The organism is Nonomuraea jabiensis, from assembly GCF_014204795.1.
Classification (GTDB): domain Bacteria; phylum Actinomycetota; class Actinomycetes; order Streptosporangiales; family Streptosporangiaceae; genus Nonomuraea; species Nonomuraea jabiensis.
The window spans coordinates 9,695,014-9,716,805 of the sequence record NZ_JACHMB010000001.1 but is presented as its reverse complement, the minus strand read 5'-3'; the positions used below and the strand labels follow the sequence as shown (position 1 = coordinate 9,716,805).

The 21,792-nt window shown below is 71.6% G+C and carries 28 protein-coding genes and 1 pseudogene; 10 read left to right on the top strand and 19 right to left on the bottom strand.

Features of this window, described 5'->3' with window-relative positions; all coding sequences use genetic code 11:
* The first annotated feature begins 18 nt into the window (after nt 1–18).
* Nucleotides 19–408, top strand: coding sequence for a cupin domain-containing protein (locus HD596_RS44465; protein ID WP_185075386.1), 390 nt, complete (start codon nt 19–21; stop codon nt 406–408).
* 21 nt (nt 409–429) lie between these two features.
* On the opposite strand, the gene HD596_RS44460 is transcribed toward HD596_RS44465, so the two are convergent.
* Complete coding sequence (locus HD596_RS44460) at nt 430–1,203, bottom strand: hypothetical protein (RefSeq protein ID WP_221519847.1); 774 nt, start codon at nt 1,201–1,203, stop codon at nt 430–432.
* An 86-nt stretch (nt 1,204–1,289) separates the two neighbouring features.
* Entirely contained in the window at nt 1,290–1,889 is a 600-nt protein-coding gene (locus tag HD596_RS44455) for a TetR/AcrR family transcriptional regulator (RefSeq protein WP_246555311.1), read from the bottom strand.
* Between the two features lie 119 nt (nt 1,890–2,008).
* Between HD596_RS44455 and HD596_RS44450 the strand changes: the two genes are divergently transcribed.
* A complete protein-coding gene (locus tag HD596_RS44450; protein WP_221519846.1) occupies nt 2,009–2,911 on the top strand; it encodes an NmrA/HSCARG family protein in 903 nt (300 codons plus the stop codon).
* The gene (locus tag HD596_RS44445; RefSeq protein ID WP_185075385.1) at nt 2,908–3,774 is read left to right on the top strand and encodes a TIGR03620 family F420-dependent LLM class oxidoreductase; all 867 of its coding nucleotides are present in this window, start codon (nt 2,908–2,910) and stop codon (nt 3,772–3,774) included. Before HD596_RS44450 ends, HD596_RS44445 begins: the two co-directional genes overlap by 4 nt.
* Before the next feature lie 44 nt (nt 3,775–3,818).
* Here the strand turns inward: HD596_RS44445 and HD596_RS44440 are convergent, their stop codons facing one another.
* A complete protein-coding gene (locus tag HD596_RS44440; protein ID WP_185075384.1) occupies nt 3,819–4,049 on the bottom strand; it encodes a hypothetical protein in 231 nt (76 codons plus the stop codon).
* Between HD596_RS44440 and HD596_RS60855 the strand changes: the two genes are divergently transcribed.
* Nucleotides 4,021–4,650, top strand: coding sequence for a hypothetical protein (locus tag HD596_RS60855; protein WP_221519845.1), 630 nt, complete (start codon nt 4,021–4,023; stop codon nt 4,648–4,650). The genes HD596_RS44440 and HD596_RS60855 overlap by 29 nt on opposite strands.
* On the opposite strand, the gene HD596_RS44430 is transcribed toward HD596_RS60855, so the two are convergent.
* Nucleotides 4,572–5,321 carry an MBL fold metallo-hydrolase gene (locus HD596_RS44430; protein WP_185075383.1) on the bottom strand — a complete coding sequence of 250 codons (750 nt, stop codon included), beginning with the start codon at nt 5,319–5,321 and terminating at the stop codon, nt 4,572–4,574. The genes HD596_RS60855 and HD596_RS44430 overlap by 79 nt on opposite strands.
* 72 nt (nt 5,322–5,393) lie before the next feature.
* Here HD596_RS44430 and HD596_RS44425 point away from each other — a divergent pair, with 72 nt between their 5' ends.
* The gene (locus HD596_RS44425) at nt 5,394–6,011 is read left to right on the top strand and encodes a TetR/AcrR family transcriptional regulator (protein WP_185075382.1); all 618 of its coding nucleotides are present in this window, start codon (nt 5,394–5,396) and stop codon (nt 6,009–6,011) included.
* Between the two features lie 16 nt (nt 6,012–6,027).
* On the opposite strand, the gene HD596_RS44420 is transcribed toward HD596_RS44425, so the two are convergent.
* The 3 genes from HD596_RS44420 to HD596_RS44415 all read right to left on the bottom strand — a co-directional run bounded on the left by HD596_RS44420 (nt 6,028) and on the right by HD596_RS44415 (nt 7,136).
* Complete coding sequence (locus tag HD596_RS44420; RefSeq protein WP_185075381.1) at nt 6,028–6,282, bottom strand: hypothetical protein; 255 nt, start codon at nt 6,280–6,282, stop codon at nt 6,028–6,030.
* 71 nt (nt 6,283–6,353) lie between these two features.
* Entirely contained in the window at nt 6,354–6,599 is a 246-nt protein-coding gene (locus tag HD596_RS64255; protein ID WP_281398319.1) for a hypothetical protein, read from the bottom strand.
* 45 nt (nt 6,600–6,644) lie between these two features.
* Entirely contained in the window at nt 6,645–7,136 is a 492-nt protein-coding gene (locus HD596_RS44415; protein ID WP_281398318.1) for an ATP-binding protein, read from the bottom strand.
* A 260-nt stretch (nt 7,137–7,396) separates the two neighbouring features.
* Between HD596_RS44415 and HD596_RS44410 the strand changes: the two are divergent.
* Nucleotides 7,397–7,661 (top strand): annotated as a pseudogene (locus HD596_RS44410) (OTU domain-containing protein); the annotation flags it as partial.
* Between the two features lie 139 nt (nt 7,662–7,800).
* On the opposite strand, the gene HD596_RS44405 reads toward HD596_RS44410, so the two are convergent.
* The 10 genes from HD596_RS44405 to HD596_RS44370 all read right to left on the bottom strand — a co-directional run bounded on the left by HD596_RS44405 (nt 7,801) and on the right by HD596_RS44370 (nt 17,156).
* Nucleotides 7,801–8,679 carry a dienelactone hydrolase family protein gene (locus HD596_RS44405; protein ID WP_246555309.1) on the bottom strand — a complete coding sequence of 293 codons (879 nt, stop codon included), beginning with the start codon at nt 8,677–8,679 and terminating at the stop codon, nt 7,801–7,803.
* A 462-nt stretch (nt 8,680–9,141) separates the two neighbouring features.
* Entirely contained in the window at nt 9,142–9,270 is a 129-nt protein-coding gene (locus HD596_RS64250; protein WP_281398317.1) for a hypothetical protein, read from the bottom strand.
* A 406-nt stretch (nt 9,271–9,676) separates the two neighbouring features.
* The gene (locus HD596_RS64245; protein WP_281398316.1) at nt 9,677–9,799 is read right to left on the bottom strand and encodes a hypothetical protein; all 123 of its coding nucleotides are present in this window, start codon (nt 9,797–9,799) and stop codon (nt 9,677–9,679) included.
* A gap of 203 nt (nt 9,800–10,002) precedes the next feature.
* Nucleotides 10,003–11,172, bottom strand: a complete 1,170-nt coding sequence (locus HD596_RS44400) for a zinc-dependent alcohol dehydrogenase (protein WP_185075380.1) — start codon at nt 11,170–11,172, stop codon at nt 10,003–10,005.
* On the bottom strand, nt 11,169–12,062 hold the full coding sequence (locus HD596_RS44395; protein WP_185075379.1) for an SRPBCC family protein: 894 nt from the start codon (nt 12,060–12,062) through the stop codon (nt 11,169–11,171). The genes HD596_RS44400 and HD596_RS44395 overlap by 4 nt, the downstream gene beginning before the upstream one ends.
* Before the next feature lie 623 nt (nt 12,063–12,685).
* Nucleotides 12,686–12,931 carry a hypothetical protein gene (locus HD596_RS65935; RefSeq protein WP_376776167.1) on the bottom strand — a complete coding sequence of 82 codons (246 nt, stop codon included), beginning with the start codon at nt 12,929–12,931 and terminating at the stop codon, nt 12,686–12,688.
* A gap of 299 nt (nt 12,932–13,230) precedes the next feature.
* Nucleotides 13,231–14,217, bottom strand: a complete 987-nt coding sequence (locus HD596_RS44385; RefSeq protein ID WP_185075377.1) for an NAD-dependent epimerase/dehydratase family protein — start codon at nt 14,215–14,217, stop codon at nt 13,231–13,233.
* 119 nt (nt 14,218–14,336) lie between these two features.
* A complete protein-coding gene (locus HD596_RS44380; RefSeq protein WP_185079080.1) occupies nt 14,337–14,846 on the bottom strand; it encodes a GNAT family N-acetyltransferase in 510 nt (169 codons plus the stop codon).
* A 76-nt stretch (nt 14,847–14,922) separates the two neighbouring features.
* Complete coding sequence (rsgA, locus tag HD596_RS44375; RefSeq protein ID WP_246555307.1) at nt 14,923–16,005, bottom strand: ribosome small subunit-dependent GTPase A; 1,083 nt, start codon at nt 16,003–16,005, stop codon at nt 14,923–14,925.
* Nucleotides 16,006–16,268: 263 nt separating this feature from the next.
* Nucleotides 16,269–17,156 (bottom strand): LysR family transcriptional regulator, encoded by an 888-nt coding sequence (locus HD596_RS44370; protein WP_185075375.1) that lies wholly within the window; start codon nt 17,154–17,156, stop codon nt 16,269–16,271.
* 71 nt (nt 17,157–17,227) lie between these two features.
* On the opposite strand from HD596_RS44370, the gene HD596_RS44365 reads away from it, so the two are divergent.
* From HD596_RS44365 to HD596_RS44350, 4 genes are read left to right on the top strand one after another with little or no spacing between them, the layout of a single operon-like run.
* Complete coding sequence (locus tag HD596_RS44365) at nt 17,228–18,040, top strand: PhzF family protein (RefSeq protein ID WP_221519844.1); 813 nt, start codon at nt 17,228–17,230, stop codon at nt 18,038–18,040.
* Nucleotides 18,037–19,005, top strand: coding sequence for an ornithine cyclodeaminase family protein (locus HD596_RS44360; protein ID WP_185075373.1), 969 nt, complete (start codon nt 18,037–18,039; stop codon nt 19,003–19,005). Before HD596_RS44365 ends, HD596_RS44360 begins: the two co-directional genes overlap by 4 nt.
* Nucleotides 19,002–19,301 (top strand): antibiotic biosynthesis monooxygenase, encoded by a 300-nt coding sequence (locus tag HD596_RS44355; RefSeq protein WP_185075372.1) that lies wholly within the window; start codon nt 19,002–19,004, stop codon nt 19,299–19,301. The genes HD596_RS44360 and HD596_RS44355 overlap by 4 nt, the downstream gene beginning before the upstream one ends.
* Nucleotides 19,298–20,476, top strand: a complete 1,179-nt coding sequence (locus tag HD596_RS44350) for an amidohydrolase (RefSeq protein WP_185075371.1) — start codon at nt 19,298–19,300, stop codon at nt 20,474–20,476. The genes HD596_RS44355 and HD596_RS44350 overlap by 4 nt, the downstream gene beginning before the upstream one ends.
* 43 nt (nt 20,477–20,519) lie before the next feature.
* On the opposite strand, the gene HD596_RS44345 is transcribed toward HD596_RS44350, so the two are convergent.
* On the bottom strand, nt 20,520–21,005 hold the full coding sequence (locus tag HD596_RS44345) for an Ohr family peroxiredoxin (protein ID WP_221519843.1): 486 nt from the start codon (nt 21,003–21,005) through the stop codon (nt 20,520–20,522).
* A gap of 50 nt (nt 21,006–21,055) precedes the next feature.
* Complete coding sequence (locus HD596_RS44340; protein ID WP_185075370.1) at nt 21,056–21,772, bottom strand: sigma factor; 717 nt, start codon at nt 21,770–21,772, stop codon at nt 21,056–21,058.
* Nucleotides 21,773–21,792: the final 20 nt, after the last annotated feature.

The following is a 21,792-nucleotide window of genomic DNA, read 5'->3' as shown; positions in this document are numbered from 1 at the left end:
GAAAAGGGGCGTCTCGGCATGTCTGTGCACCCGATCGATCTCTTCGCGTCCTCTGTCCACCTGCGCCAAGGCGGCAAGATCCACGCCGGGAAGGCGACGATGGAGGCCGACCCGGACGGCTGGCGGCTGACGGCCTTCCACGCCAGGACCGGCGCCGACGTCCACGCCGACCACTGGGAGGTGCATCCCGAGGCCGAGGAGGTCATCTCCTGCCTGGTCGGGAAGATCCGCCTCTATCTGCGTCCGGAGCGGCCGGGGCAGGAGGAGGAAGAGATCAGGCTGACGGCCGGGACCGCCGCCATCGTCCCGCGCGGGCGGTGGCACCGCATCGAGCTGGACATCCCCAGCAACATCATGGCCGTCACCTTGCCGCGGGGCAGCCGGCTGGAGAAACGCGCCGAAGCCTAGCCATCGCCCGGGGGGGCGAAGTCACCGAAGGTGGTGGCGGTGAAGGCGCCGGCCTGCGGCTCGGGCGCTGTACTTCAGCTCCCCCAGGGTGAGGACCTTTGTCGGGCTCATCCAGCCTTGGGAGGGCTTGTGAAGCGCCCAGCCGTCCCCGAGGGTGAGCGCGGCGTGCTGCGCGGCTCCGTCGGCGCTCCGCCAGACCAGGACGGTGCCCGGCTCGCCGTCGCGCCCGCCCTTCGCGGTGTGCTCGGCGAGCCAGTCCTCGAACGGCTCGCGGAGCATCCACGCCTCCTGCGCGTCTTCGACACCGCAGGCCGCCATCACCGTGGCGAAGCAGTTCGGGCCGCTTCGGGCAGGGAAGGTCCCGGCGAGGTGACGCGCTCCGGGCAGCGCGGAGGCGATGGCCTCCCACGTGGCGGGGGCGACGTCGCGGTGCCGGCTGGGGCGGCGCCCCTTCTCGACGTAGGTGACCACGGCCCCGAGCTCGCGCCCGGCGATCGAGGCGGGCCAGCGGTGCGGCGTGGGCTGGCTGCGCCTGACCGCGGCCGGCAGCCGGCGCGCGCCGGCCTCGGTCAGCCACACCAGCGCCGACGAACCCAGGCCGTAGAGGCAGAAGGTGTCCCTGACCTCGGGCGTGAGCCGGTCCCGGTCGTCGTCGAGCTTGAGGGAGGCGGCCAGATCGGGCGGGATCACGAAAGGCTGCACCGGCGGCGCGAACCAGCCGAGCCACCGTTCGAGCAGGTCGTCCGGCACCTCGATGCCCAGCACGAGCACGACGTCACCTCGAAGTCTGCGCATCACCGCCGCCCGCCGAACGGGCAGAAGAATTCCATCCCGAAAGTTCCTACCACGGATCGGCTCCATTGACGCCGCTCCCCTGCCCCTCAGCTCTGCCGGGTGGGGCCCACTCCGGTGAGGGCGAGGTTGAGCAGCCGGTCGGCCTGGGCGGCGCCGTCGGGTTCGTGTTCGACGGCCAGGCAGATGGCGTTGACGAGGGTGAGCAGGTCGGCGATGGCCACGTCGGCGCGTACGGCGTTCGCGTGGCGGGCGCGGGCCAGCAGGGCGTCGCCGGCGGTCACGATCATCGCGTGGCAGGTGGCGCCCAGGGTGGGGTCGCCGTCGTGGGCGCCGCGCATCAGTGAGGCGGCCAGGCCGCGGTTGGAGACGGCGTGCGTGGCCACAGCGCCCAGCCAGGTCACCAGCGCCTGCCCCGCGTCCGGGTGGCCGGCCAGGTCGGCGGCGCCGGCGCACAGGGCCTCGACCTTGTCCCGGAAGACGGCCTCCAGCAGCTGCTGCCGGGACGGGAAGTGCCGGTGCAGCGTGGCCGAGCCGACGCCGGCGCGGCGGGCGATCTCCTCCAGGGACGCCTCGGCTCCCTGTTCGGCGATGGCTTCGGCGGCCGCGGCCAGGATGCGGTCGTAGTTGCGGCGCGCATCGGCGCGCATCGGCCGCGCGGGCGAGGTCGTACGGCTGTCGTGCGGCATGCGTTCTCCAGCGGGCTTGCAAAACCGGGGTGGCCCTCCATATCGTACTCACCTGTAAACGGAGGGCCACCCCGGTTAGGTGGGTGGCCTCCGCACGCCCACCTCCTGGAGACACCATCGTGAAGACCATCGTCGTGATCGGGGCGACCGGCCTGCAGGGCCGCGCCGTGACGGCCCGGCTGCTCGCCGACGGCTGGCACGTACGGGCGGTGACCCGCGACCCGGACGCCGCCGGGGCCCGGGCGCTGGCGCAGGCCGGAGCCCGGCTCGTACGCGCCGAGATGGACGACCCCGCCTCCCTCACCGCCGCCGCCGAGGGCGCCCACGGCCTGTTCAGCGTCCAGCCCACCGTCGGCTCCCCCGGCACCCCGGCCGGCTTCACCGCCGACCACGAGGTCGCCTGGGGCCGCAACGTCGCCGAGGCCGCCCACGCCGCCGGCGTGCGGCACCTGGTCTACGCCTCCGTCGCCGGCGCGGGCCGCCACGACACCGAGAAGCTGCCCCAGAACGTGGTGAGCAAGTGGCGCATCGAGCAGCACATCACCCGGCTGGGCCTGCCCGCGACCTTCCTGCGCCCGGTCTCGTTCATGGAGAACTACACCGGCGCCTATCACCTGCACGACGGCGCCGTGACCACCGCGTTCGAGCCGGCCGTACCGCAGCAGATCATGGCCGTCGACGACGTCGGCGCCTTCGCGGCCCTGGCCTTCGCCCGGCCGCAGGAGTGGATCGGCCGTGCGGTGGACCTGGCCGGCGACGAGCTGACCCCGCTGGAGATCACCGCGGCCATCTCCGAGGCCATCGGCCGGCCGCTGCCCTACGTCCAGGTCCCGATCGAGGTGATCGCCCGGGCCGGCGAGGAGTTCGCCTTCGCCTACACCTGGCTCAACGAACGCGGCTGGCGCGCCGACGTCTCCTTCGCCCGCGCGCTGTACCCCGAGCTGATGGATCTGCGCACCTGGCTGGCCCGCACCGGCGCGGCCGCGATCGACGGCTTCCTGACCGCACACGACGCGCGATGAGCGCACCCGAGCTCGGACGGGTCGGCATCTGGGCGGGCGAGCTGGACCGCTACCCGGCCCCCGTCCTGCGTGAGGCGGCCGCGGCCGTCGAGGACCTCGGCTACCCGGCGCTGTGGTTCCCCGAGACGACCGGCCGCGAGGCCATGGCGCAGGCGGCCCTGCTGCTGTCGCTCACCCGGCGGACCGTCGTCGCCACCGGCACCGCCGGCATCCACGCCCGCGACGCCGTCACCACCGCGGCCGCGCAGCGCACCCTCGCCGAGGCGTTCCCTGGGCGGTTCCTGCTGGGCCTCGGGGTCGGCCACCCCGCCGTGGTGACCGGCGTACGCGGCCACCGCTTCGGCCCGCCGGTCGCGACCATGCGCGCCTACCTGGAGGCGATGGACGCCGCCCCGTTCGGCCCGCCGGTCCCCGCGGCGCCTCGCATCCTGGCCGCGCTGGGCCCCAGGATGCTCGAACTCGCCGCCGAACGGGCCGCGGGCGCCCACCCGCTGGGCATGCCGGTCACCCACACCCGCCACGCCCGCGGCCTGCTCGGGCCGCGGCCGCTGCTGGCGGTCACCCAGCTCGCCGTCCTCGACCCGTCAGCTTCCCGCGCGGCCGAGCTGGCCCGCGCCCACGCGGCCGCCGCCCTGCCCAACCGGCTCACGCCGCTGCGCCGGCTGGGCTTCGACGACCCCGAGTCGCTGGACGAGCGGCTGGTCGACGCGCTGGTGGCGACCGGCGGCCCCGAGGAGGTCGCCCGCCGCGTCGGCGAGCACCTCCAGGCGGGCGCGGACCACGTCAGCCTGCACGTGCTCACGGCCACCCCGGACCGGCCGCCGCTGCGTCAATGGGAGGATCTGGCCGCGCTGCTGCTGTGAACGGCCCTCACCGGTGGACATTCACAGCGACGACGCCGAGGCGTTCACAGCGACGACGCCGAGCGGGACTCGGGAGACGACGCCGAGCGGGACTCGGGATGGGCGGTGAGCGCGGGATCGGTCCGGTTCACCGCGTGCGCGGTCAGGGCGCCGGACGCGCACAGCAGCGCCAGCCCGAACAACACGTACCGCGCCGAGTCCAGCATCGACCCGCCGCCCAGGTTGACCAGGACCCCCGCCACCGCCGTGCCGAACGCGATCGACAGGCTCGTCACCGTCGCGATCCCCGCGGCCGCCCGCCTGCCCTCCTCCGGATCCGGCAAGGTCACCGATGTCCGGCCTCTCGGCGCCGGCCGTCACGAGCTGACCTTCGCCGACGGCTCGACCGTGGCCAGCGCTCTCCTCGTCGGTGCCGACGGCGCCTGGTCGAAGGTCCGCCCGCTGCTCTCCGACGCCGAGCCCGAGTACGTCGGCACGACGTTCATCGACACCTACCTGTACGACGCCGACGAGCGGCACACTGCGACGGCCGAGGCGGTCGGTGTTGGCGCGATGTACGCGCTGAGCCCGGGAAAGGGGATCATCGCGCACCGCGAGGCGGGCAACATCCTTCACACGTACGTCGAGCTGAACCGCCCCGCCGAATGGATCGCCGGCATCGACTTCACCGACGCCACCGCCGCGACCGCTCGGGTCGCGGCCGAGTTCGAGGCGGCAGCTTTGAGCCACACCGCTGACGGACCCTGTGCGATCGCGTGCCAACCCCCGCCGACCGCGGCCCGGCGCCGTGGACCGGGTCACAGAGACAGAGCCTCCCCGGTGGACAGGATTCGGACATCAGTGTCCGGGGCCAGGTCGGCGGTGGCGTCGCGGTAGAGGTCAGGGCGGTTGCGGTCGAGCTTGAGGAGCAGGCGGTCACGTACCGGGCCGGCGGTGTAGGCGTAGTGGATCGGCACGGCCAGCCGGGGACGCAGGGCTCTGGTGAGGTCGGCGGCCTCCTCGGCATCCATGACGACCTTGTGGTTGAACATCGGCCGGATGCTCAAGCCGTTGATGGGCAGCAGCGCCAAGTCGATCTCGGGGAAGCGGGCGGCGATTTCATCCAGTTCCGGAACACGCAGGGTGTCGGCGCCGAAGAACACCGACCTGCCGTCGGCCTGCAGCATGAAGGTGGACTCGGGCACCGAATGCCGGGCCGGCGTCGCGGTGACGCGTACCGGGCCGAGCTCGATACTCTCCCAGTCGGCCAGCTCCGTGACCGTGGTGAACCCCACGGCGTGCAGCTTGTCGGCCACGCCCCGGGTGGTGGCGACGGGCACGGACTTGTTCGGGTAGCCGGCCAGCGCGTCCACGTCGCAGTGGTCGTAGTGGCCGTGACTGATCACGATCCCGGCCAGCTCCGGCAGGTCCGCAGCGGACCGTACCGAACGGGGCTCGCCCTGGCGGTAACCACGCCGCTCGGAGAACCAGGGATCGGTCAGGATCATGGCGCCATCGAAATCGATCAAGGTGCTGGCGTGAACGATGCGCTGCACGGTTGTACTCATGGCGGACCTCTTTAGTAGACACCCGTCTGCTTACAGCTATAAGTAGACAGGTATCTGGTAACGTCGTCAACCATGAGCGTTCAGCCGGACGAGGGCCGGTCACGGCCACGCGCACGCAATCCCCGAGGCGAAGGCGAACGCCTCCGTGCAGACCTGATCGCTGCCGTCGGCCGGTTGCTGGAGGAGATGCCCGGCGAGGACGACGGCCCGTCCCTGCGCGCCGTGGCCCGGGCCGCCGGCATCACGCCACAAAGCGTCTACCTGCACTTCGCCGACAAGAGGGAGCTGGTGGGTGCGCTGTTCGAGGAGCGCTTCACCGAACTGGCCGAGGAACTGGCGGCGGCCGCACGATCCGCGGGGGATGACCCCAGGGCTCGCCTGCGCGCGCTCTGCATGGCTTACTGCTCGTTCGCCGTACGTAGCCCCGGCCTGTACCGGGTGCTGTTCAGCAACCCCACGCTGCCACGCCAGGAGCCAGGAAAGCAGCGCGGCATGCCCGCCCTCATCGTGCTCGACGACGCCATCCGCGCGTGTACGGGTGAGGCGCCGGGACAGGGGCCCTCATCGACCACCCTTTGCGTCTGGGCGAGCATGCACGGGCTGGTGCTCCTGCGCCGCGATCGCCCCAACCTCTCCTGGCCAGATCTCGAGAACCTGGTGGACGAGGTGCTCTCCGCCCATGTCGGCTAGTGCTGAAGACACATTCTCAGGCCAGGAGACCCAGGGTTTCGGGTGTTTCCCAGGCCGTCAGATGCCGCTCAGGGTCGGTTTCCTCCTGCGCGAACTGGTCGATCAGCTCGGCGAGGGCTCGCCGGTCCTGCTCGGACAGGTCCTGCAGGAGGGCGATTACCGGCTCCAGCAGCTGCATCGAGGCCTCGGCGATAGCGTCGTCCTCGCTGAGATCAAGCCAGATGACGATCTCCGTGAGGGCTTTGGCGAGGGTGCGTTCGAGCGTGGTCATGATGAGGGCTCCTGGCTGGTCGTTGGGGGCTCTTCCTCGACACTGCGACGATCGCCGCGGCTCGTCCCGCGTCAGGATCGTTCGTCCTCGGCTTCGCCTGCGGGCGCTGCATCTTGACCCGCTCCTCCCAGCGGCGGGGCCGGGCGTTGTCGAGGACGAGCCAGGAATAAGGTCAGCCCGCGCCTTGCCCGCGCCTTGCCCGCGACGGTGGCGGCGTTGGCCTGGGCGCGAGTCTGGGCCAGCCGGTAGAACTCGGTGCCCGTCTCATCGAACAGCAGTTCGGCTATGTGCCGGTCAAGCTCCATGTAGCCCATCATCGATACAAAGCAGATCGACGCGGCCGTAGCGGGCGATGGTCTTGGTCAGCACCTTCTCATCGGCGGCCTCGACCAGCTCGTTGACCAGGTTGGCGGCCAGGGTGTACTTGACCTTGAACCCGGGCCAGCGCGGCCTCGGTGCCCAGCGCGATGAGCAGGTGCGACTTCCCGGTTCCTGAGCCGCTGATCAGACACAGCGGCAGGTGTTTTGCGCACCCAGTCGCAGGTGGCCAGAGAGTGGATGACGGCCGGATCGACGTTGGGGTTGGCCTCGAAATCGAACTCGCGCAGCGACTTCTGTCTCGGAAAGCTCGCCGCCTTGATCCGCCGCTCCGACGCTTTGCGGGCCCGGTAATCACATTCGGCCATCAGCAGCTCGGCCAGGAAACCGAGACAGCTCATCTGATCGCGCGGGGCGGCGGCGGCCAGCTCGACGAACTGGCTGCGGATGGTCGGCAGCCGCAACCGCTGACAGGCCTGGTAGATCGAGGCTTCGGCCGCTTCCTCGGTCAGGGCGCGGCGGTGAAAAGAGGTCATGGCAGCTCTCCCTCGGATGCGGACCGGCCGCCAGGGCGGCGGCGCAGCAACTGGTCACAAACGGCCACCGACGGCATCGGTGGTCAGCGCGCCCACCTTCAACGCGGCCTCCATCCCCGCCACGACGTGCCGATGCTCCATCCGCCGGTGCAACAGCAGCACCTCAATCAGCGCCCGGGTTCCGTCCGCGGCCCCGTGCTTGCGACGGGCCGCGGCCCACCAGGGCTCATGCGTGGCGGTGAAGGTGCCCGCGGCCCGCCTGGCTGGCCCGCCACCCTCGCTTCCACATGCACTTCACCCCGACCGGTTCTTCGTGGATCAACCGGGTTGAGCGGTGGTTCGGCTACCTGACCGACCAGTTGATCCGCCGCGGAGTCCACAAGAGCGTCCAAGCACTGGAGAAGGACATCCGCGACTGGATGGATCAGTGGAACGACGACCCGAAGCCGTTCGTCTGGACCAAGACCGCCGAAGAGATCCTCGAATCCGATCGCTAAATATTGCCGACGAATTTCAGGCGCATGACACTAGTGCCGTATCAGTCAAGGTTTGCCCTGTAGTCGGTGGCGCGGCGGCCGGAATCGCTGCGCCGTAGGCGTGACCCGGCGAAGGTGGGCACGGCACTGGCGACGGACCGCGCGTCGGCGTTTGGCGCCGATCAGTGTCAGGAGCTGCTCGCGGTGCGAGGGCTACCCAGGTGCCGGGCGAAGAACCGGATCGAGCTGTCGATTTCAAAGGACGGGACTCGAAAGTGGCTGCCGGGGTTGGCGTGCAGAGTCTTCTCGGCGGAGCCAAGTGCGTCGAACAGCTTCATGACCGAGTCCCGCGGAGCGCCTTCATCGTCCCACTGCAGTACGAACTCGACCGGGATCGTGATCCGCGCCGCGATGTCGATGAGCCAGTCGCTTCCGACGAGGCCCAAGACCGCGGCTGTGATCCGAGGTTCGGCCGCGACGAGGCGGATGCCCATCTCACCGCCCTGGGACAGACCGTAGTACCCGACGGGCTGGCTGTCGCCGACGGAGTCCAGTTTCTGGAGCGCGTCGAGGGTGGTCTGCCAGTCGGGGATGAGCTGCGCCGCCACGGTTTCGTTGAGGGCGGGCCACTCCGGGCAGGACCGGAAGGGCTCGCCCGCGGCCTCTCGTTCCTGGATGAGCGCCACCAGCCGCCGGATTTCCGGGTGTTCCGGCCTGTCGCCGGTACCTGGGGCGTCGATCGCGGCGACCGCGAAGCCGCAGGAGGTGACGTAGGGGAAGGCCCGGGAGACGACCTCCCATCCCTTCTTGTGCTGGCCGCCGCCGTGCCCGATCAAGACCAGCGGACGGGGACCGGAGCCCTCGGCGGGCGTCCAGAGCACCCCGGGGATGTCCCCGATACTGAAGAGCTGTTCGCGGATGCCGTCAGCGACGGTTTCTGAGGTGACGCGCATGGCGGTATTAGATCGGCATTCCCGCTGACGCGACCAGTCAATTATCCGGGCGGCCAGGCCGCCGACGATGTCCGGCGCCGGTTGATCTCGCGCCGCCCGGGCACGATCGGCCATGCCCGCCAGGCTCACATGGTCACGCCTGCGGCGCACCGATTCCCGCCGACGCGCCACCGACTACTCCAAAGCAAACGCTGACTGGTGCGGCACTTGAGAAGAACCTTTTCGGTGGCGGCGGGAGTACTTGAAGGTGGTGATGCGCATGGCGACAGTGTTGGCCGCCGGCGGGGTACCGGGCTCGCGCACGTCATGACGCAGCGGTCTGTTGAGCGCGTCGTCTTCGGAGGCTTGCACATGGTCCTCGGCGACGCGACCATCGCGCTTGCCGCCCGAGCGCCGTCAGGAGCCGCCGGGCGATGCGCCAGCATCTGCTCAAAGCAGCGGAGTTGCTAGTCGGCGGCAAGGAGTCGAGTACCTACTGGAGTGGGGAGAGTGGATCGGCGAGAAAGTGGATCCTGCTAGAGGATCGTGGGTCCTGATGACGTCGCCGCCCCGCGCCACCTCACTGCGCGGGGGTCTTCAGGCGACGGGCTCGATGCGGTTGCGGGCTTTGCGGCCCTTGTTACAGATACTGACGATCAGCTGGTAGGCCATGGTCTCCCGGGAGAAACCGGGGTAGCCCGGGTTGAAGCCTGCTCGTGAACTCATCACCACAACCTCCGATCGCCACCGGCTCGCATTCCCTCGCTGTCTGAGCAGCCGGCTCAGATGGCTAAGCTCGAGCGCCTCAGGGTGGCGGGCGAGGAAGGCGGCCGGTCCGCCGATGAGGGTGAAGTCCCATGTGTCGGCCTCCGGCCCCGCCAGGCGCGGAACAGCTTGTTCGCCACCTTGCCGGCTGCGGGCGTCCCGGCCGAGACCGGAGTGGCGAAGGCGGGGCCGGTGGAGGCGAGCGTCAGTGTCGCGGCCGCGGTGAGAGCGGCGCCGAGGACCAGTCCTTTGAGCACGCTGCGTCGCTAAGGGGAGCGCCTTGCGCAGGGATTGATCCCGGCTTGCAGTGGTCCGGGCGGCTTGCGGCGGTTGCGATCACCCGGCTGCCGCGCGCTGATGATGCGGCTCAGCATGTCGCGGCCGCGACCGGCTCAAGGCCGCCCGCGAGAACAACCGCTTCCTCGACACCCAGATCGCCCGCCTCGAAGCCGAAAACCTGGCGCTCACACAGCATGCCAGCGAACCGCATGCGACCAGCTGAGGCCACCGAAAGGACTAACGGCACTCGGCCCTTCCTGCGGCCAAAACCCTCTCGCCCCATACGCGATGAAAGAACTACGCTGCGCGACATGGATCGGAATGAGCGGCTGAGGCTTACGCAACGGCGCCGGGCGGAGCGGCGGGCCACCGCGGAGATCGAGTGGAACCGGCTCTGGGCCGCGAAGGCAGGCGCTACGGAGTGAGGACCACCTTGTTGAACTCGTCCTGCTTGTGCTTGAACAGCTCGAACGCGCGCGGCGCCTCGCTGAGCGGCATCCGGTGTGAGATGACGAAGCTGGGGTCGATCTCGCCCGCGCGGATCCGCTGCAGCAGCGGCTCCGTGTAGCGCTGTACGTGACACTGACCGGTGCGGATGGTCAGCGACCGGTTCATGACGGTGCCCATCGGGAACTTGTCCACGAATCCGCCGTAGACGCCGATGACGGAGACCACGCCGCCGTTGCGGCAGGCCATGATGGCCTCGCGCAGAACGTACGGGCGCTCGGTCTCCATCCGGGCGGCCTGCTTGGTGCGGTCGTAGGCGTACATGGCCGGGGTCGGGTGGTGCGCCTCCATGCCGACGGCGTCGATGCAGGCGTCCGGGCCGCGCCCGCCGGTCATGTCGCGCAGCGCCTCCAGCACGTTCACCTCTTCGTAGTTGAGGACCTCGGCGCCGGTGCGCTGGACCCGCCGCAGCCGGTACGGGAAGCGGTCGATGACGATGACCCGGTCGGCGCCGAGCAGGAACGCGCTGGCCGCGGCGAACTGCCCGACCGGCCCCGCGCCCCAGATGGCGATCGTCTGGCCCGGCTTGATGTCGCACATCTCCGCGCCCATGAAGCCGGTGGGGAAGATGTCGGACAGGAACAGTACCTTCTCGTCCGGCAGGTCGTCCTCGATCTTGATGGGACCGACGTCGGCGAACGGGACGCGCACGTACTCGGCCTGCCCGCCGGGGAAGCCGCCCAGCATGTGGGAGTAGCCGAAGATGCCGGCGGGCGAGTGGCCCATCAGCTTCTCGGCCATCCCGGCGTTGGGGTTGGAGTTCTCGCACACCGAGTACAGGCCGTCCTGGCAGGCGAAGCAGGCGCCGCAGGCGATCGGGAACGGCACCACGACGCGGTCGCCGACGTGCAGGTTGCGCACGCCGGGGCCGACCTCGACGACCTCGCCCATGAACTCGTGGCCGAGGACGTCGCCCTTCTTGACGGTCGGGATGTAGCCGTCCACGAGGTGCAGGTCGGAGCCGCAGATCGTGGTCGAGGAGACGCGGACGATCGCGTCACGCGCGTTGAGGATCTGCGGGTCCGGAACGTCCTGGATCTCCACGCGGTTGCGGCCCGCCCACACGTTGGCCTTCATGCCCGTCCTCCGATCGGTTGTGCGGGACGCTGGTGGAGCTGGCGCAGGGCGCGGTGGCCCTCGGGACTGCCCTCGGAGCGGACCACCTCGCCGGTCTCCATGACCTGCTTGAAGCGGCGCAGGTCGTCGCGGACCTGCTGCTCGGGGTGCTCGCCGAACATGCGGGCGACGCCGGCGGCGAGCTTGCGGCCGGGCACGCTGTACTCCAGGGAGACGTCCACGACGGTGCCGCGCCCGCCGGGGCCGTCGGTGAAGCTGACCAGGCCGGCGGTGGAGACGCCGGTGCCGGGCACCGACCGCCAGGCGATCAGGTCGCCGGCCCGCTCGTCGATGATCTCGGCCTCCCACTCCAGGTCAACCACCGGACCCTTGGCCTTCCAGCGGGAACGGCGCTGGTCGAGGGTGCGCACCGAGTCCAGGTGGACCATGAAGGAGGGCAGGTTCTCCAGGTCCCGCCAGAAGTGGTAGACCTCCTCGCGCGGCTTGTTGATGGTGATGGAGGCGCGCACCTGCAGCGGGCCCTTGGCCTTGGCGGTGCCGCCCCGGGCGCAGACGGCGTCCAGGGCGGTGATCCCGGCGACGGTGCCGAGCGCGACCAGCGCGCGGGCGCGGCGGGCGCCGGTGCGGTTGGCGGCGGCTCTGCCCAGGACGCCCAGGTCCATCGTGTCGCCGGCGACCCTGGTCCACGCCCACTGGGCGGGGTTCTTGGCGCCGAGCAGGAGCGCGGCGTGCAGGAGTTCGCGCCCGCCGGCGAGCCTGGCGACGGCCGTGGCCCCGGGCGCGTCGTCGACGCCGCACAGGCGGGTCACGGCCCGTGGTGCCGCCAGTTGCGCCGCTCCCAGCGCGAGGCTGGCCCACCCGAGCGCACGGGCGAATCTGTCGGTCATCATGTGTCCTCACGCAGGTTGTGGTGGTATGTGCGTACGCCGCAGGCGGCCTCCGATCTGCTGACGCCCCCGCGTCCACCGTCCCTTGCCCCTGACAAAACCGATGACACCAGCGGATTCAGGCACGAAAGGTGCACGTCGCCTGGATGGCCGTTCACGAAGGGCTTCCCCTTCCGGCTGGACCTGCTGACGACCGAACAAGGGGTACGGCCGGAGTACGCCAGAAACACACCGCGTGAGTAGAGGCGCCTTGGTGTCAGCGCTTGCGCCGTCGGGCCGCGGGGTCGTGCTCAGCGGTGATGCGGGCGGAGGTCTCCTCGCCGAGGCGCACGTATCGACCGAGGCTGGACAGGTGCTGGTGGCCGGACTTGGCCTGCAGTTCCGGCGCGGTGCGGCCGGCGGCGGACAGGTGGGCCAGCGTGCTGTGGCGTATCTGATGCAGCGTCCATCCTTCGCCGTGCGGGTCGAGGTCGGCGGAGGCGGTCTTGAACAGGTACTCGGCGCGCGGATAGCACAGCCGGCCGCGGCCGGTGACGGGGCAGATGTCGGCGGCCGCGCCCGACGCACTGGCCGGCCAGGATCAGCGCAAGATCACCGCTACGCTCGACGCCGCCTGACGCCTCCCGTCACGGGGTCCCCTCTCCGGGACCCCGTGACGCCAGGTAACCGACCAGCAGCGCGCTCATGCCCTCGACCAGCGCCCGCCGATCCGCCTGCGGCTCCGGCCGCGCCATCCGGGCCAGGGCGAAACCGTCGGCCAGAGCGACGAAGGCTCGTGCCGCCTCCTCCGGCCGCTCGACTCCCTCGGCCGCGAGAGTACGGCGGGCGACCTCCTCGAACGAGCGAGCACGCCGTGCACGACCTGCTCCAATTCCGAACGCCTGGAGGCGTCGAGGTAGGCCTCGAACTGGGCGACGACCTCCGAACGCGGAATCGCCAGCAGCACGTCGGCGTAGCGCTCGACGACCTCCCGCTTGCTGAGCGGCTCGTTGACCAGCCGCTCGACGAGGGCGTTCACCGGGTGCTGGCCTCCAGCAGCGCCGCGGTCAGCACGAGGTGGCCGCCGGGCTGGTAGCGGGCACTGTCGTCGGCGCCGTCGGGCCAATACCGCACCCTATTGCCCGGGCGCAGGCCGCTGGCATTCGGCCTGGCCAGTATGGGAGAAACCCTCTCAGCTGAGAGCGGTGAGCAGCTCGCGCTCCCGCTGGGCACTCAGGCCGGCCCGCCGGTCACGCTCCAGCCCCTGCTCGCGCTCCCAATCCAGCGTGTCGGCCACCATCTGCTCCCTGGGCCGATGGAGCAGCCCCGCGGCGCGCGCCGCGGCCCCGGTCCGGGACCCGAACCCTTCCCAGCCCGGCTCGACCACCCACATCGGCAGCGACTCGGGCCCCATCCACTCGGCCACGCCGTTGGCCAGCAGCCATGCCGAGTCGGCGGCGACCACCGGGCCGGTGTGCCCGCCGGCGGCACGCGACAACTCCAGCCACTCCCCGAACGGGACGACCGGCCCGACAGCGTCAAAGGTGCCGACAACGCCCTTCTCGCCCGCGTCCAGCAGCCAGGCGGCCAGGTCCCGTACGTCGATCGCCTGGGTCGCCAGGTGCGGCGTGTCGGGCACCAGCATCGGCCCCTGCCGGTCGCGGGCGGCACGGGCCGCCCAGTAGCCGGTGCGCCCGCTGTGATCGCCGGGGCCGCCGATGAGGCCGGCGCGGGCAATCAGCAGCCGCTCGCCCACCGCCGCCGTCGACGCCAGCTCGCAGGCGGCCTTCGCCTCGCCGTACAGGTCGCGGTCGACCTCGTCCCGATCGGTCGCGGCAAGCAGGGCCGTGGACTCGTCGGCATCCGGTACGGCATGGGAGGCGTAGGCGCTGACGGAGGAGACGTAGGCCCAGTGCCGGGCCCGGCCGCCCAGCGCCTGCAGGGCCTGCCGGACGAACCCCGGCTGCCAGGACACCTCGATGACGGCGTCCCACTCCCGGTCGAGCAGCGGCTCATATGCTGAAGGATCACGCCGGTCGGCGGCCACCAGCCGCGCTCCGTCCGCGACCTGGCCGCTCTCGCCGCGCGCCAGGCACGTCACCTGATGGCCGCGCTCGATCGCCTGCCGCGACAGCTCCCGGCCCAGCCACGCCGTTCCCCCCAGAACCAAAATCTCCATTCCGACACCCAACCACCGCGAACGCCGGGCACCCGGCCCGGTTCACTGACAGCGGACCGTATTCGCCCAGAGCGGAGCGGGCCCGCCCGGGACGCGGCTCGTCCCGGGCGGGCTGGGTGTCAGACGCCGAAGGGCGCCGGGTAGACGATGGTGCCGCCGGGCACCGGGACGGTGTCGTCGAAGACGAGCGCCATCATCGCCTCGTCGGGCACCTCGAAGGAGGGGCGGATCCCGTACGCCGAGGCCGGGGTGAAGCCGAAGCGCGGGTAGTACTCGGGGTGGCCGAGCACGAGGACGAGGTTGTCGCCCCTGTCGCGTGCGACCTGCAAACCGGCGCGGATGGCGGCCGAGCCGGCTCCGCTCCTCTGGTACTGCGGCAGGACCGCGCACGGGCCCAGGGCCAGGGCCGGCGCGGTGCCGACGTGGCAGCGGGTGAGCAGCGCGTACCCGGCCACGGTGCCGTCGAGGGCCTGGGCGACGATGGACAGCTCGGGCGACCAGGCCGCATCGGCGCGCAGCGCCTCGATGAGGTCGGCCTCCAGCGGCGTGGGGAAGGCGCCGAGCGCGACCGCGCGGATCGCGGGGATGTCCTGCGGGGTTTCGGGGCGGGTGATCCAGGTGTGCGACATGGTGAGCTCGTCTTTCTTCAAGGTCGTGGTCGTGGGCCTAGCGGTGGCGTTCCCGTGGCGCATGCTCGCGCCCGGGTCACGACCGGCGCTGCCGGTCCCGGAAGGCGTAGGTCTCGCGCAGCGAGCGGGTGATCGCCTTCTTGCGGTCGTCGTGCTGGGCGCGCAGGCGCGCGTCGCTGCGGGAGCCGGCCCAGGCGTTCTCACGCTGGAGCTTGCGGTAGCTGTCGAGGCGGCGTTCGCTCAGATCACCTGAGGCGATGGCCGCCTGGACCGCGCAGCCGGGCTCGGAGTCGTGGCCGCAATCGCTGAAGCGGCACTGCCCGGCGAACTCCTCGATGTCGGCGAAGACCTGCTGCAGGCCCTCGTCGGCATCCAGGAGGCCGACGCCGCGCAGACCGGGGGTGTCGATCAGCACGCCGCCACCGGGAAGCGGGAGCAGACGGCGGCGGACCGTGGTGTGGCGGCCCTTGCCGTCCTGCGCGCGTACGGCGCCGGTCTGCAGGACCTCGGTGCCCAGCAGCGCGTTGCCCAGCGTGGACTTGCCCGCCCCGGACGGGCCGAGCAGGACCACGGTGCCGGTGAGCGCGGCGGCGAGCGCGTCCACGCCCTGGCCGGTGGCGGCGCTGGTGGTGATGATCTCCACGCCCGGGGCGAGCTCGGCGACGGCGGTCACCGCCTGGCCGGGATCGGCTGACTCGTCCGCCTTGGTCAGGACGATCACGGGCTGGGCGCCGCTCTCCCACGCCAGCGCCAGCAGCCGCTCGATCCGGCTGGGATTCGGCGGGCCGGCGAGCGAGACGGCCACGAGCGCCGTGTCGACGTTGGCGGCCAGGGCCTGGCCGTAGGAGGTACGCGAGGCCGACGACCGGACGATGACACCGCGCCGCGGCAGCAGCGCGACCAGCTCGGGCGTGGGGCCGGGGCGCAGCGCCGCCCAGTCGCCCGTGCACGGGGACTCGACCGGATCCGCCGCCGCCGGGAGCGAGAGGCGGGCCCGCTGCGGGCCGGTTTCGGTGATGACGTCGCAGGCGCCGCGATCGACGCCGGCCACGCGGGCGGGAATGAGCCCCGCGGAGCGGTAGGAGGCGAAGGACTGTTCGAGCCCTGCGTCCCAGCCGTACGCGGACAGGCCATCGTCAAGGGAATGTTCGAATGACAAGGGAAGGGAACCCTTTGCAGAAAAGGGGGCCTTGGCGGATGGGACATGCCGCATCCGTGCCAGGGAAGGCGCCTGGAAGGGTCAGCCAAGGCCCGGGGACGTGAGGATGGACCGAGTGCCGCAGATGGCAGCCATCACCACGACGGTCATTGATCCTCACCTCCCTCGAAGAGTTCCTGTTGTCACGCGCTGGACAAGATAGCAGCGCGAGCGGCCGGCGCGCAAAGATCGCGCAGGCGGTGAGGGCCGGCGCTCACCGCGCTTCACACCATCGAAGGCTCCTCGTGCGGCAGGCTGTTGTAGGCGGCGCGGCGCAGCAGGCGTTCGAGGGTGGTGAGGGCGCTGTCGGTGTCGGTGCCGGCGCGCCGGGCGATGGCGAGGTCCACCAGCGGGGCGGGCGGCAGCGGCCCGGAGGCGCGCACCGCCGTCGGCGGAAGGTTGTCCACGAGCAGCGCGCCCAGTCCGATGCCGGCGCAGATCGCCGACTGGATGACCGGCAGGCTGGTGCTCTGGAAGGCGATGCGCCACCGCAGGCCATGGCGGCTGAGCGCGTCCAGCACCGGCTGCCGCCACCGGCACGGCGGTGCGAACATCACCAGGGGCAGCGGATCGGCGTCCACGTCGAAGCCCGGCGCGCAGGTCCACAGGAGCGGCACCTGCCGCTGCCAGCGCACCGTGGACTCCGGCATCACGGTGGGGTCGCCGAAGACCAGGTCCAGGCGGCCCTTGTCGGCCATCCGGCGCAGTGTGGCCGCCGGGCCGACGGTCACGTCCAGCTCGACGTGCGGATGCAGGGCGGCGAAGTCGGCCAGGGCGCCGGGCAAGGTGGTGATCGCGAGGTCCTCCAAGAGGCCGATCGTGCGCCGTCCGGCCGGCGTGGGACCGGCGCCTCCGACCATGGAGCGGGCCTCGTCGTGCAGGGCCAGCATCCGTTCGGCGTACGCGAGCAGGATCTCGCCCGCCGCGGTGAGCCTGACCCCGTTCGGGTCCCTGATCAGCAGGAGCTCCCCGGCGGCCTGTTCCAGTCGCTGGATGCGCTGGCTCACCGCCGGCTGGCTGAGCTGCAGGGCGGTGGCGGCCCTGGTGATGCTCCCGGCCCGTACGGTCGCGGCGAAGGAGCGGAGATCAGCGGTCTGGAAATCCTTTCCCATAACCATCCATTATGCAAGGCACATGATTATTGCGCTTCCCAATGTCACGGATGGGTCATTACCGTCGTGACGTGCTCACCTACCACCACGTCGACGTGTTCGCCGACCGTCCCTACACCGGCAACAGCCTGGCGGTCTTCCTGGACCCGCCGCCGCTGGACCCGCGGCAGATGCTCGCCGTCACCCAGGAGCTGCGGCACTTCGAAACGGCCTTCGTCTGGGACGCCCGCAGGATCCGGATCTTCGACCTGTTCGAGGAGCTGCCCTTCGCCGGTCATCCGGTCCTCGGCGCCGCCGCCGTCCTGCACGAACTGCACGGCAAGGCCGAGTGGACCTTCGAGCTCCAGACCGGGACCGTCCATGTGACCACCTCGGGCCGTACCGCGGTGATGGACCAGGGACGCGCCACATTCGTCCGCGACGCGGTGCCGGACGAGGGCATTGCGCAGGCGCTCGGCCTGTCGCCCGGCGATCTCGACGCGAGGCTGCCGCCGCAGGTGGTCTCCACCGGCCTGCCGTACCTGATCGTGCCGGTCATGGGCGACGCCCTGGCCCGCGCCCGCATCACGCGGCCGGACTTCGACGTCTTCCTGCGCGAGCGCGACGCCCGGTTCGCCTACCTGCTGGACGCGGACCGCCTGGAAGGCAGGCACTGGAACAACGACGGCGTCGTGGAGGACGTGGCCACCGCCAGCGCGGCCGGGTGCGTCGGCGCGTACCTGCTCAGGAACGGCCGCGTCCGCGCAGGCCAGGAGATCTCCCTGGCGCAAGGGCGATTCGCCGGCCGGCCCAGCCGCATCCTCGTGACCTCCCACGAGGACCACGTCACCGTCGGCGGCACCGTGGCGATGGTCGGCACCGGCACGCTACGGGAGCTGCCGTGAAGGTCTACGACTCCCCCGCGATCCGGCGCGCCGTCGGCTTCGCCGACCTCATCGAGCCGGTGGCGGAGATCTTCGCCGAGTTCAGCCAGGGCCGCGGTGAGGCGCCGATCGCCGTCCTGCGGCCCGCCGGAGAACGTGGCGACGTGCACGTCAAGTCCGCGTGCATGCCGGGACGATCCATCTTCACCGTCAAGGTGGCCACCTGGTTCGCCGACGCCCAGCCGCCGGCCGGCGGGTTCATCGCCGCCCACGACGCCCGCACCGGCGCGCTCGTGGCCCTCTTGCGCGATGAACACCACCTCACCGACGTGCGGACCGCGGCGGCCGGAGCCGTGGCGACACGCGTGCTGGCCCGGCCGGACGCCACGGCGCTGACCGTGCTCGGGACCGGGGTGCAGGCGTACCTGCAGGCACTGGCGGTGTGTGCCGTCCTGCCCGTGCGGCAGGTGATCGTCTGGGGCCGGCGGCAGGCGGCGGCGACGGCCATGTGCGCGGCACTGGCCGATCGGCTCCCCCGGGTGACCGCGCGTGCGGCGAGCCAGGCCGAGGAGGCCGTACGCAGCGCCGACGTGATCGTGACCGCGACGGGCAGCACGGCGCCGATCCTCTTCGGAGACTGGCTGCGAGCAGGCCAGCACGTCACCGGCGTGGGGGCCGACGACCCCACCAAGGCCGAACTGGACACCGCGTGCTTCCACCGGGCCGACCTGGTGGTGGCCGACAGCCGTGCGGCCGTGCGGCGATTCGCGGGCGACCTGCGGGCCGCGGGCACGGACGTCGATGCCGAGCTGGGCGAGGTGCTGCTCGGCCGCCACCTGGGGCGGGTGGATCCGGCTCAGATCACGATCGCCAAGCTCGTGGGGCTGGGCATCCAGGACCTCGTCGCCGCCGAGACCGCGCTGCGCCTGCTGGAGCAGGAGCCGGCCGGACGACCCGTGCCGGCCTCGGCACGTGACCTCGCATGATCGTCCGTACCTGGACCGGACGAGTCCCCATCCGCCACGCGGCCGCGTTCGCCCGCCATCTGCAGGCCACCGGAGCGGCCGAATGCGCCACGGTGCCCGGCTGCCTGGGCAGCCGGACGGTACGCACCGAGATCGACGGGTGGGTGGAGTTCCGGTTCATCAGCCGCTGGCAGTCCTGGGAGGCGATCGGCCTCTTCGCCGGCCCCGACATCGGCAAGGCCGTGCTCTACCCGGGCGACGAGGCCTACGAACTGCGCGCGTCCGCCACCGTCGAACATGAGGAGATCGAGACATGAACGTCGCCATCACGGGCGGTTATGTCGTCCCCGTCAACGGCCCGCCGATCGAGCGCGGCACGGTGCTCATCGACGGCGGCCGCATCGCCGCCGTCGGCTCGGGCATCGGCGTACCGGAGGGCATGCCCGTCGTGGACGCCACGGGCCTGTGGGTGCTGCCGGGCTTCGTGGAGGCGCACGCCCATCTCGGGCTCGGCGAGGAAGGCGAGGACGCCGCCGGCGAGGACCTGAACGAGAAAGGCGTCCTCAACGGCGCTCACCTGCGCGCGATCGACGGCATCAACCCCGCCGAGCCGGGCTTCGGCGACGCGCTGTCCGGCGGGGTGACCACGGCCGTGATCCTGCCCGGCTCCGCCAACCCGATCGGCGGTCAGGCGGTGGCCGTCAAGTGCGCGGGACGCACCGTCGACGAGATGGTCGTACGTGACCCGGTGGGAGTGAAGAGCGCGCTCGGCGAGAATCCCAAGCGCCACGCGACCTCCACCCGGCTCGGCACGGCGGCGGTCATCCGCGCGGCGTTCCGGGCCGCCCGCGAGGATCCCGCCCAGGAGGTCCTTCGGCGCGTCCTGGACGGGGAGCTGCCGTGGTGCCAGCACGCTCACCGGGCCGACGACATCGCCACCGCCCTGCGGCTGGCCGACGAGTTCGGCTACCGGCTGGTCATCCACCACGGCACCGAGGCGCACCTTCTGGCCGACCTGCTGGCCGAGCGCGCCGTCCCGGTGATCAGCGGACCCCTGTTCACCAGCAGGTCGAAGGTCGAACTGCGCAACCGTACCCTGCGCAGCCCGGGCCTGCTGGCCGCCGCCGGCGTGCAGGTCGCCATCACGACCGACCACTCCTGCGTGCCGATTCAACTCCTGGTTCACCAGGCGACGCTGGCGATGAAGGAGGGGCTGGACCGAGAGAGCGCGCTGCGGTCGATCACCGTCAACCCGGCCACGATCATGGGCCTCGCCGACCGGGTGGGTTCGCTGCGGCCCGGCCTGGACGGTGACGTGGTGCTCTGGTCGGGCGATCCGCTCGACGTGATGAGCCGGGCCGTACGGGTCTTCGTGGCGGGCCGGGAGGTCTACCGTCAAGGGGCCGACGCGACAGACGCGGCAGGGGCGGGTGGGGGCGATCAACGCCGGACGGGTTCGTCCTCCGGCACGCTCACCGGTCCGCCGTCCTGAAGGGGTTTGCCGCACGCCGCGCACGTGGGCGGCCGGAAGGTTCTCAAGGGGCGAGGTCGATGGTGGCGGGGATGCCCTGGCGGGTCATCTTGGCGTACGGGCACAGCGCGGCGGCCTGGGCGAGCAGCGGGGCGACCCGGTCGCGGTCGACTCCGGGCCAGGTCACGACGAGGTCGGCGCTCAGCTGGTAGCCGCCGTCGGCCGGGTCGCGGCCGAAAGCCACGCTCGCCTGCACGGTGATCGAGGAGGGGTCGAGCAGGTGCCGGCGGGCCAGCAGGCTGAGGGCGCCGTGGAAGCAGGCGGCGTATCCGGCGGCGAAGAGCTGCTCGGGGTTCGGGCCGGTGTTGTCGCCGCCGAGCTCCTCGGGCATCCGCAGCCGCAGGTCGAGGGCGCCGTCGGTGGAGCGGGCCCGGCCGGTGGCCCGGCCGTGGGCGGAGCTGCCGCCGCTGACGGCGACGCGCGTGACATAGAGGGGCTTGAACGTGGAGCCGCTGTAGTCGTGCTCCGTGGACAGCATCGGATTGTTCACCGGTCCGCCTTTCAGCGGCGCGCGAGGCGCCTGGGGTGAGGGCACGCTGGTCATGGGCGGTGCCAGCGCCGCAGCTTGTCGGGGTTCAGGACGATCCACACGGCGGTGATCTCGGCTCCGGCGACGCTCACGCCCACCACCGCCACGGCCCGGCCCGCCTGGCGCAGCACCAGGCCCGTCCGGCCGTTCACGGACTCGGCGGCCACCTCGGTGACGGGCCGGCCGGCCAGCAAGGACGTGACGAACCGGGCGACCGCGTCCGCGCCGTAGGTGGGGCGTACCGGGGCGCGGAGTTTGCCGCCGCCGTCGCTGACGACTATCGCGTCCGCGGCCAGGACCGCCCGCAGCGCGGCCGTGTCTCCCAGGTCGCAGGCCGCGGCGAAGCGGCGGGCGACGCGGTCGTGCCGGAGGAGCATCGCCCGGTCGGGCCGGGCCTGCCGGTGTGCCGCAAGCAGGGCGGGATGGGGGTGGGGGTGTGGGTGGGGTGCCGGGGCTGAGGCGGGGAACGGCACTCCGGACACGCCGGGTACAGGCGGGGCGGCGGCGAGGAGGTCCAGGCAGATGCCTCCGGCGACCCGGGTCAGCCAGGCCCGCGGCACCGCGATGCCGGCGCGCTCCTGGTCGTCGAGGGCGTACCAGCGGCGATAGGTCTCCTGGACGATCCGGTCAGCCGTGCTCTCCGAGCCGAACATCCACAAGGCGATCTCGAGCAGGTGCTGCCGCTCGTCGAGCATCTCCGCCAGCGTCCCGGCGCTCACGTCGGTCATGCCCGGCCACCTTCACAGCC

Bases quoted from the DNA above. Each gene is read 5' to 3' on its own strand.
- HD596_RS44460 (WP_221519847.1), bottom strand. From the start codon at position 1,203: ATGCGCAGACTTCGAGGTGACGTCGTGCTCGTGCTGGGCATCGAGGTG.
- HD596_RS44465 (WP_185075386.1), top strand. From the start codon at position 19: ATGTCTGTGCACCCGATCGATCTCTTCGCGTCCTCTGTCCACCTGCGC.
- HD596_RS44340 (WP_185075370.1), bottom strand. From the start codon at position 21,772: ATGACCGACGTGAGCGCCGGGACGCTGGCGGAGATGCTCGACGAGCGG.
- HD596_RS44455 (WP_246555311.1), bottom strand. From the start codon at position 1,889: ATGCCGCACGACAGCCGTACGACCTCGCCCGCGCGGCCGATGCGCGCC.
- HD596_RS44405 (WP_246555309.1), bottom strand. From the start codon at position 8,679: ATGGCCGATCGTGCCCGGGCGGCGCGAGATCAACCGGCGCCGGACATC.
- HD596_RS44385 (WP_185075377.1), bottom strand. From the start codon at position 14,217: ATGGAGATTTTGGTTCTGGGGGGAACGGCGTGGCTGGGCCGGGAGCTG.
- HD596_RS64245 (WP_281398316.1), bottom strand. From the start codon at position 9,799: ATGCGGTTCGCTGGCATGCTGTGTGAGCGCCAGGTTTTCGGCTTCGAG.
- HD596_RS44400 (WP_185075380.1), bottom strand. From the start codon at position 11,172: ATGAAGGCCAACGTGTGGGCGGGCCGCAACCGCGTGGAGATCCAGGAC.
- HD596_RS44395 (WP_185075379.1), bottom strand. From the start codon at position 12,062: ATGATGACCGACAGATTCGCCCGTGCGCTCGGGTGGGCCAGCCTCGCG.
- HD596_RS44425 (WP_185075382.1), top strand. From the start codon at position 5,394: ATGAGCGTTCAGCCGGACGAGGGCCGGTCACGGCCACGCGCACGCAAT.
- HD596_RS44430 (WP_185075383.1), bottom strand. From the start codon at position 5,321: ATGAGTACAACCGTGCAGCGCATCGTTCACGCCAGCACCTTGATCGAT.
- HD596_RS64250 (WP_281398317.1), bottom strand. From the start codon at position 9,270: ATGAGTTCACGAGCAGGCTTCAACCCGGGCTACCCCGGTTTCTCCCGG.
- HD596_RS44370 (WP_185075375.1), bottom strand. From the start codon at position 17,156: ATGGGAAAGGATTTCCAGACCGCTGATCTCCGCTCCTTCGCCGCGACC.
- HD596_RS44380 (WP_185079080.1), bottom strand. From the start codon at position 14,846: ATGTCGCACACCTGGATCACCCGCCCCGAAACCCCGCAGGACATCCCC.
- HD596_RS44355 (WP_185075372.1), top strand. From the start codon at position 19,002: ATGATCGTCCGTACCTGGACCGGACGAGTCCCCATCCGCCACGCGGCC.
- HD596_RS44445 (WP_185075385.1), top strand. From the start codon at position 2,908: ATGAGCGCACCCGAGCTCGGACGGGTCGGCATCTGGGCGGGCGAGCTG.
- HD596_RS44350 (WP_185075371.1), top strand. From the start codon at position 19,298: ATGAACGTCGCCATCACGGGCGGTTATGTCGTCCCCGTCAACGGCCCG.
- HD596_RS44415 (WP_281398318.1), bottom strand. From the start codon at position 7,136: ATGACCTCTTTTCACCGCCGCGCCCTGACCGAGGAAGCGGCCGAAGCC.
- HD596_RS64255 (WP_281398319.1), bottom strand. From the start codon at position 6,599: ATGATGGGCTACATGGAGCTTGACCGGCACATAGCCGAACTGCTGTTC.
- HD596_RS44420 (WP_185075381.1), bottom strand. From the start codon at position 6,282: ATGACCACGCTCGAACGCACCCTCGCCAAAGCCCTCACGGAGATCGTC.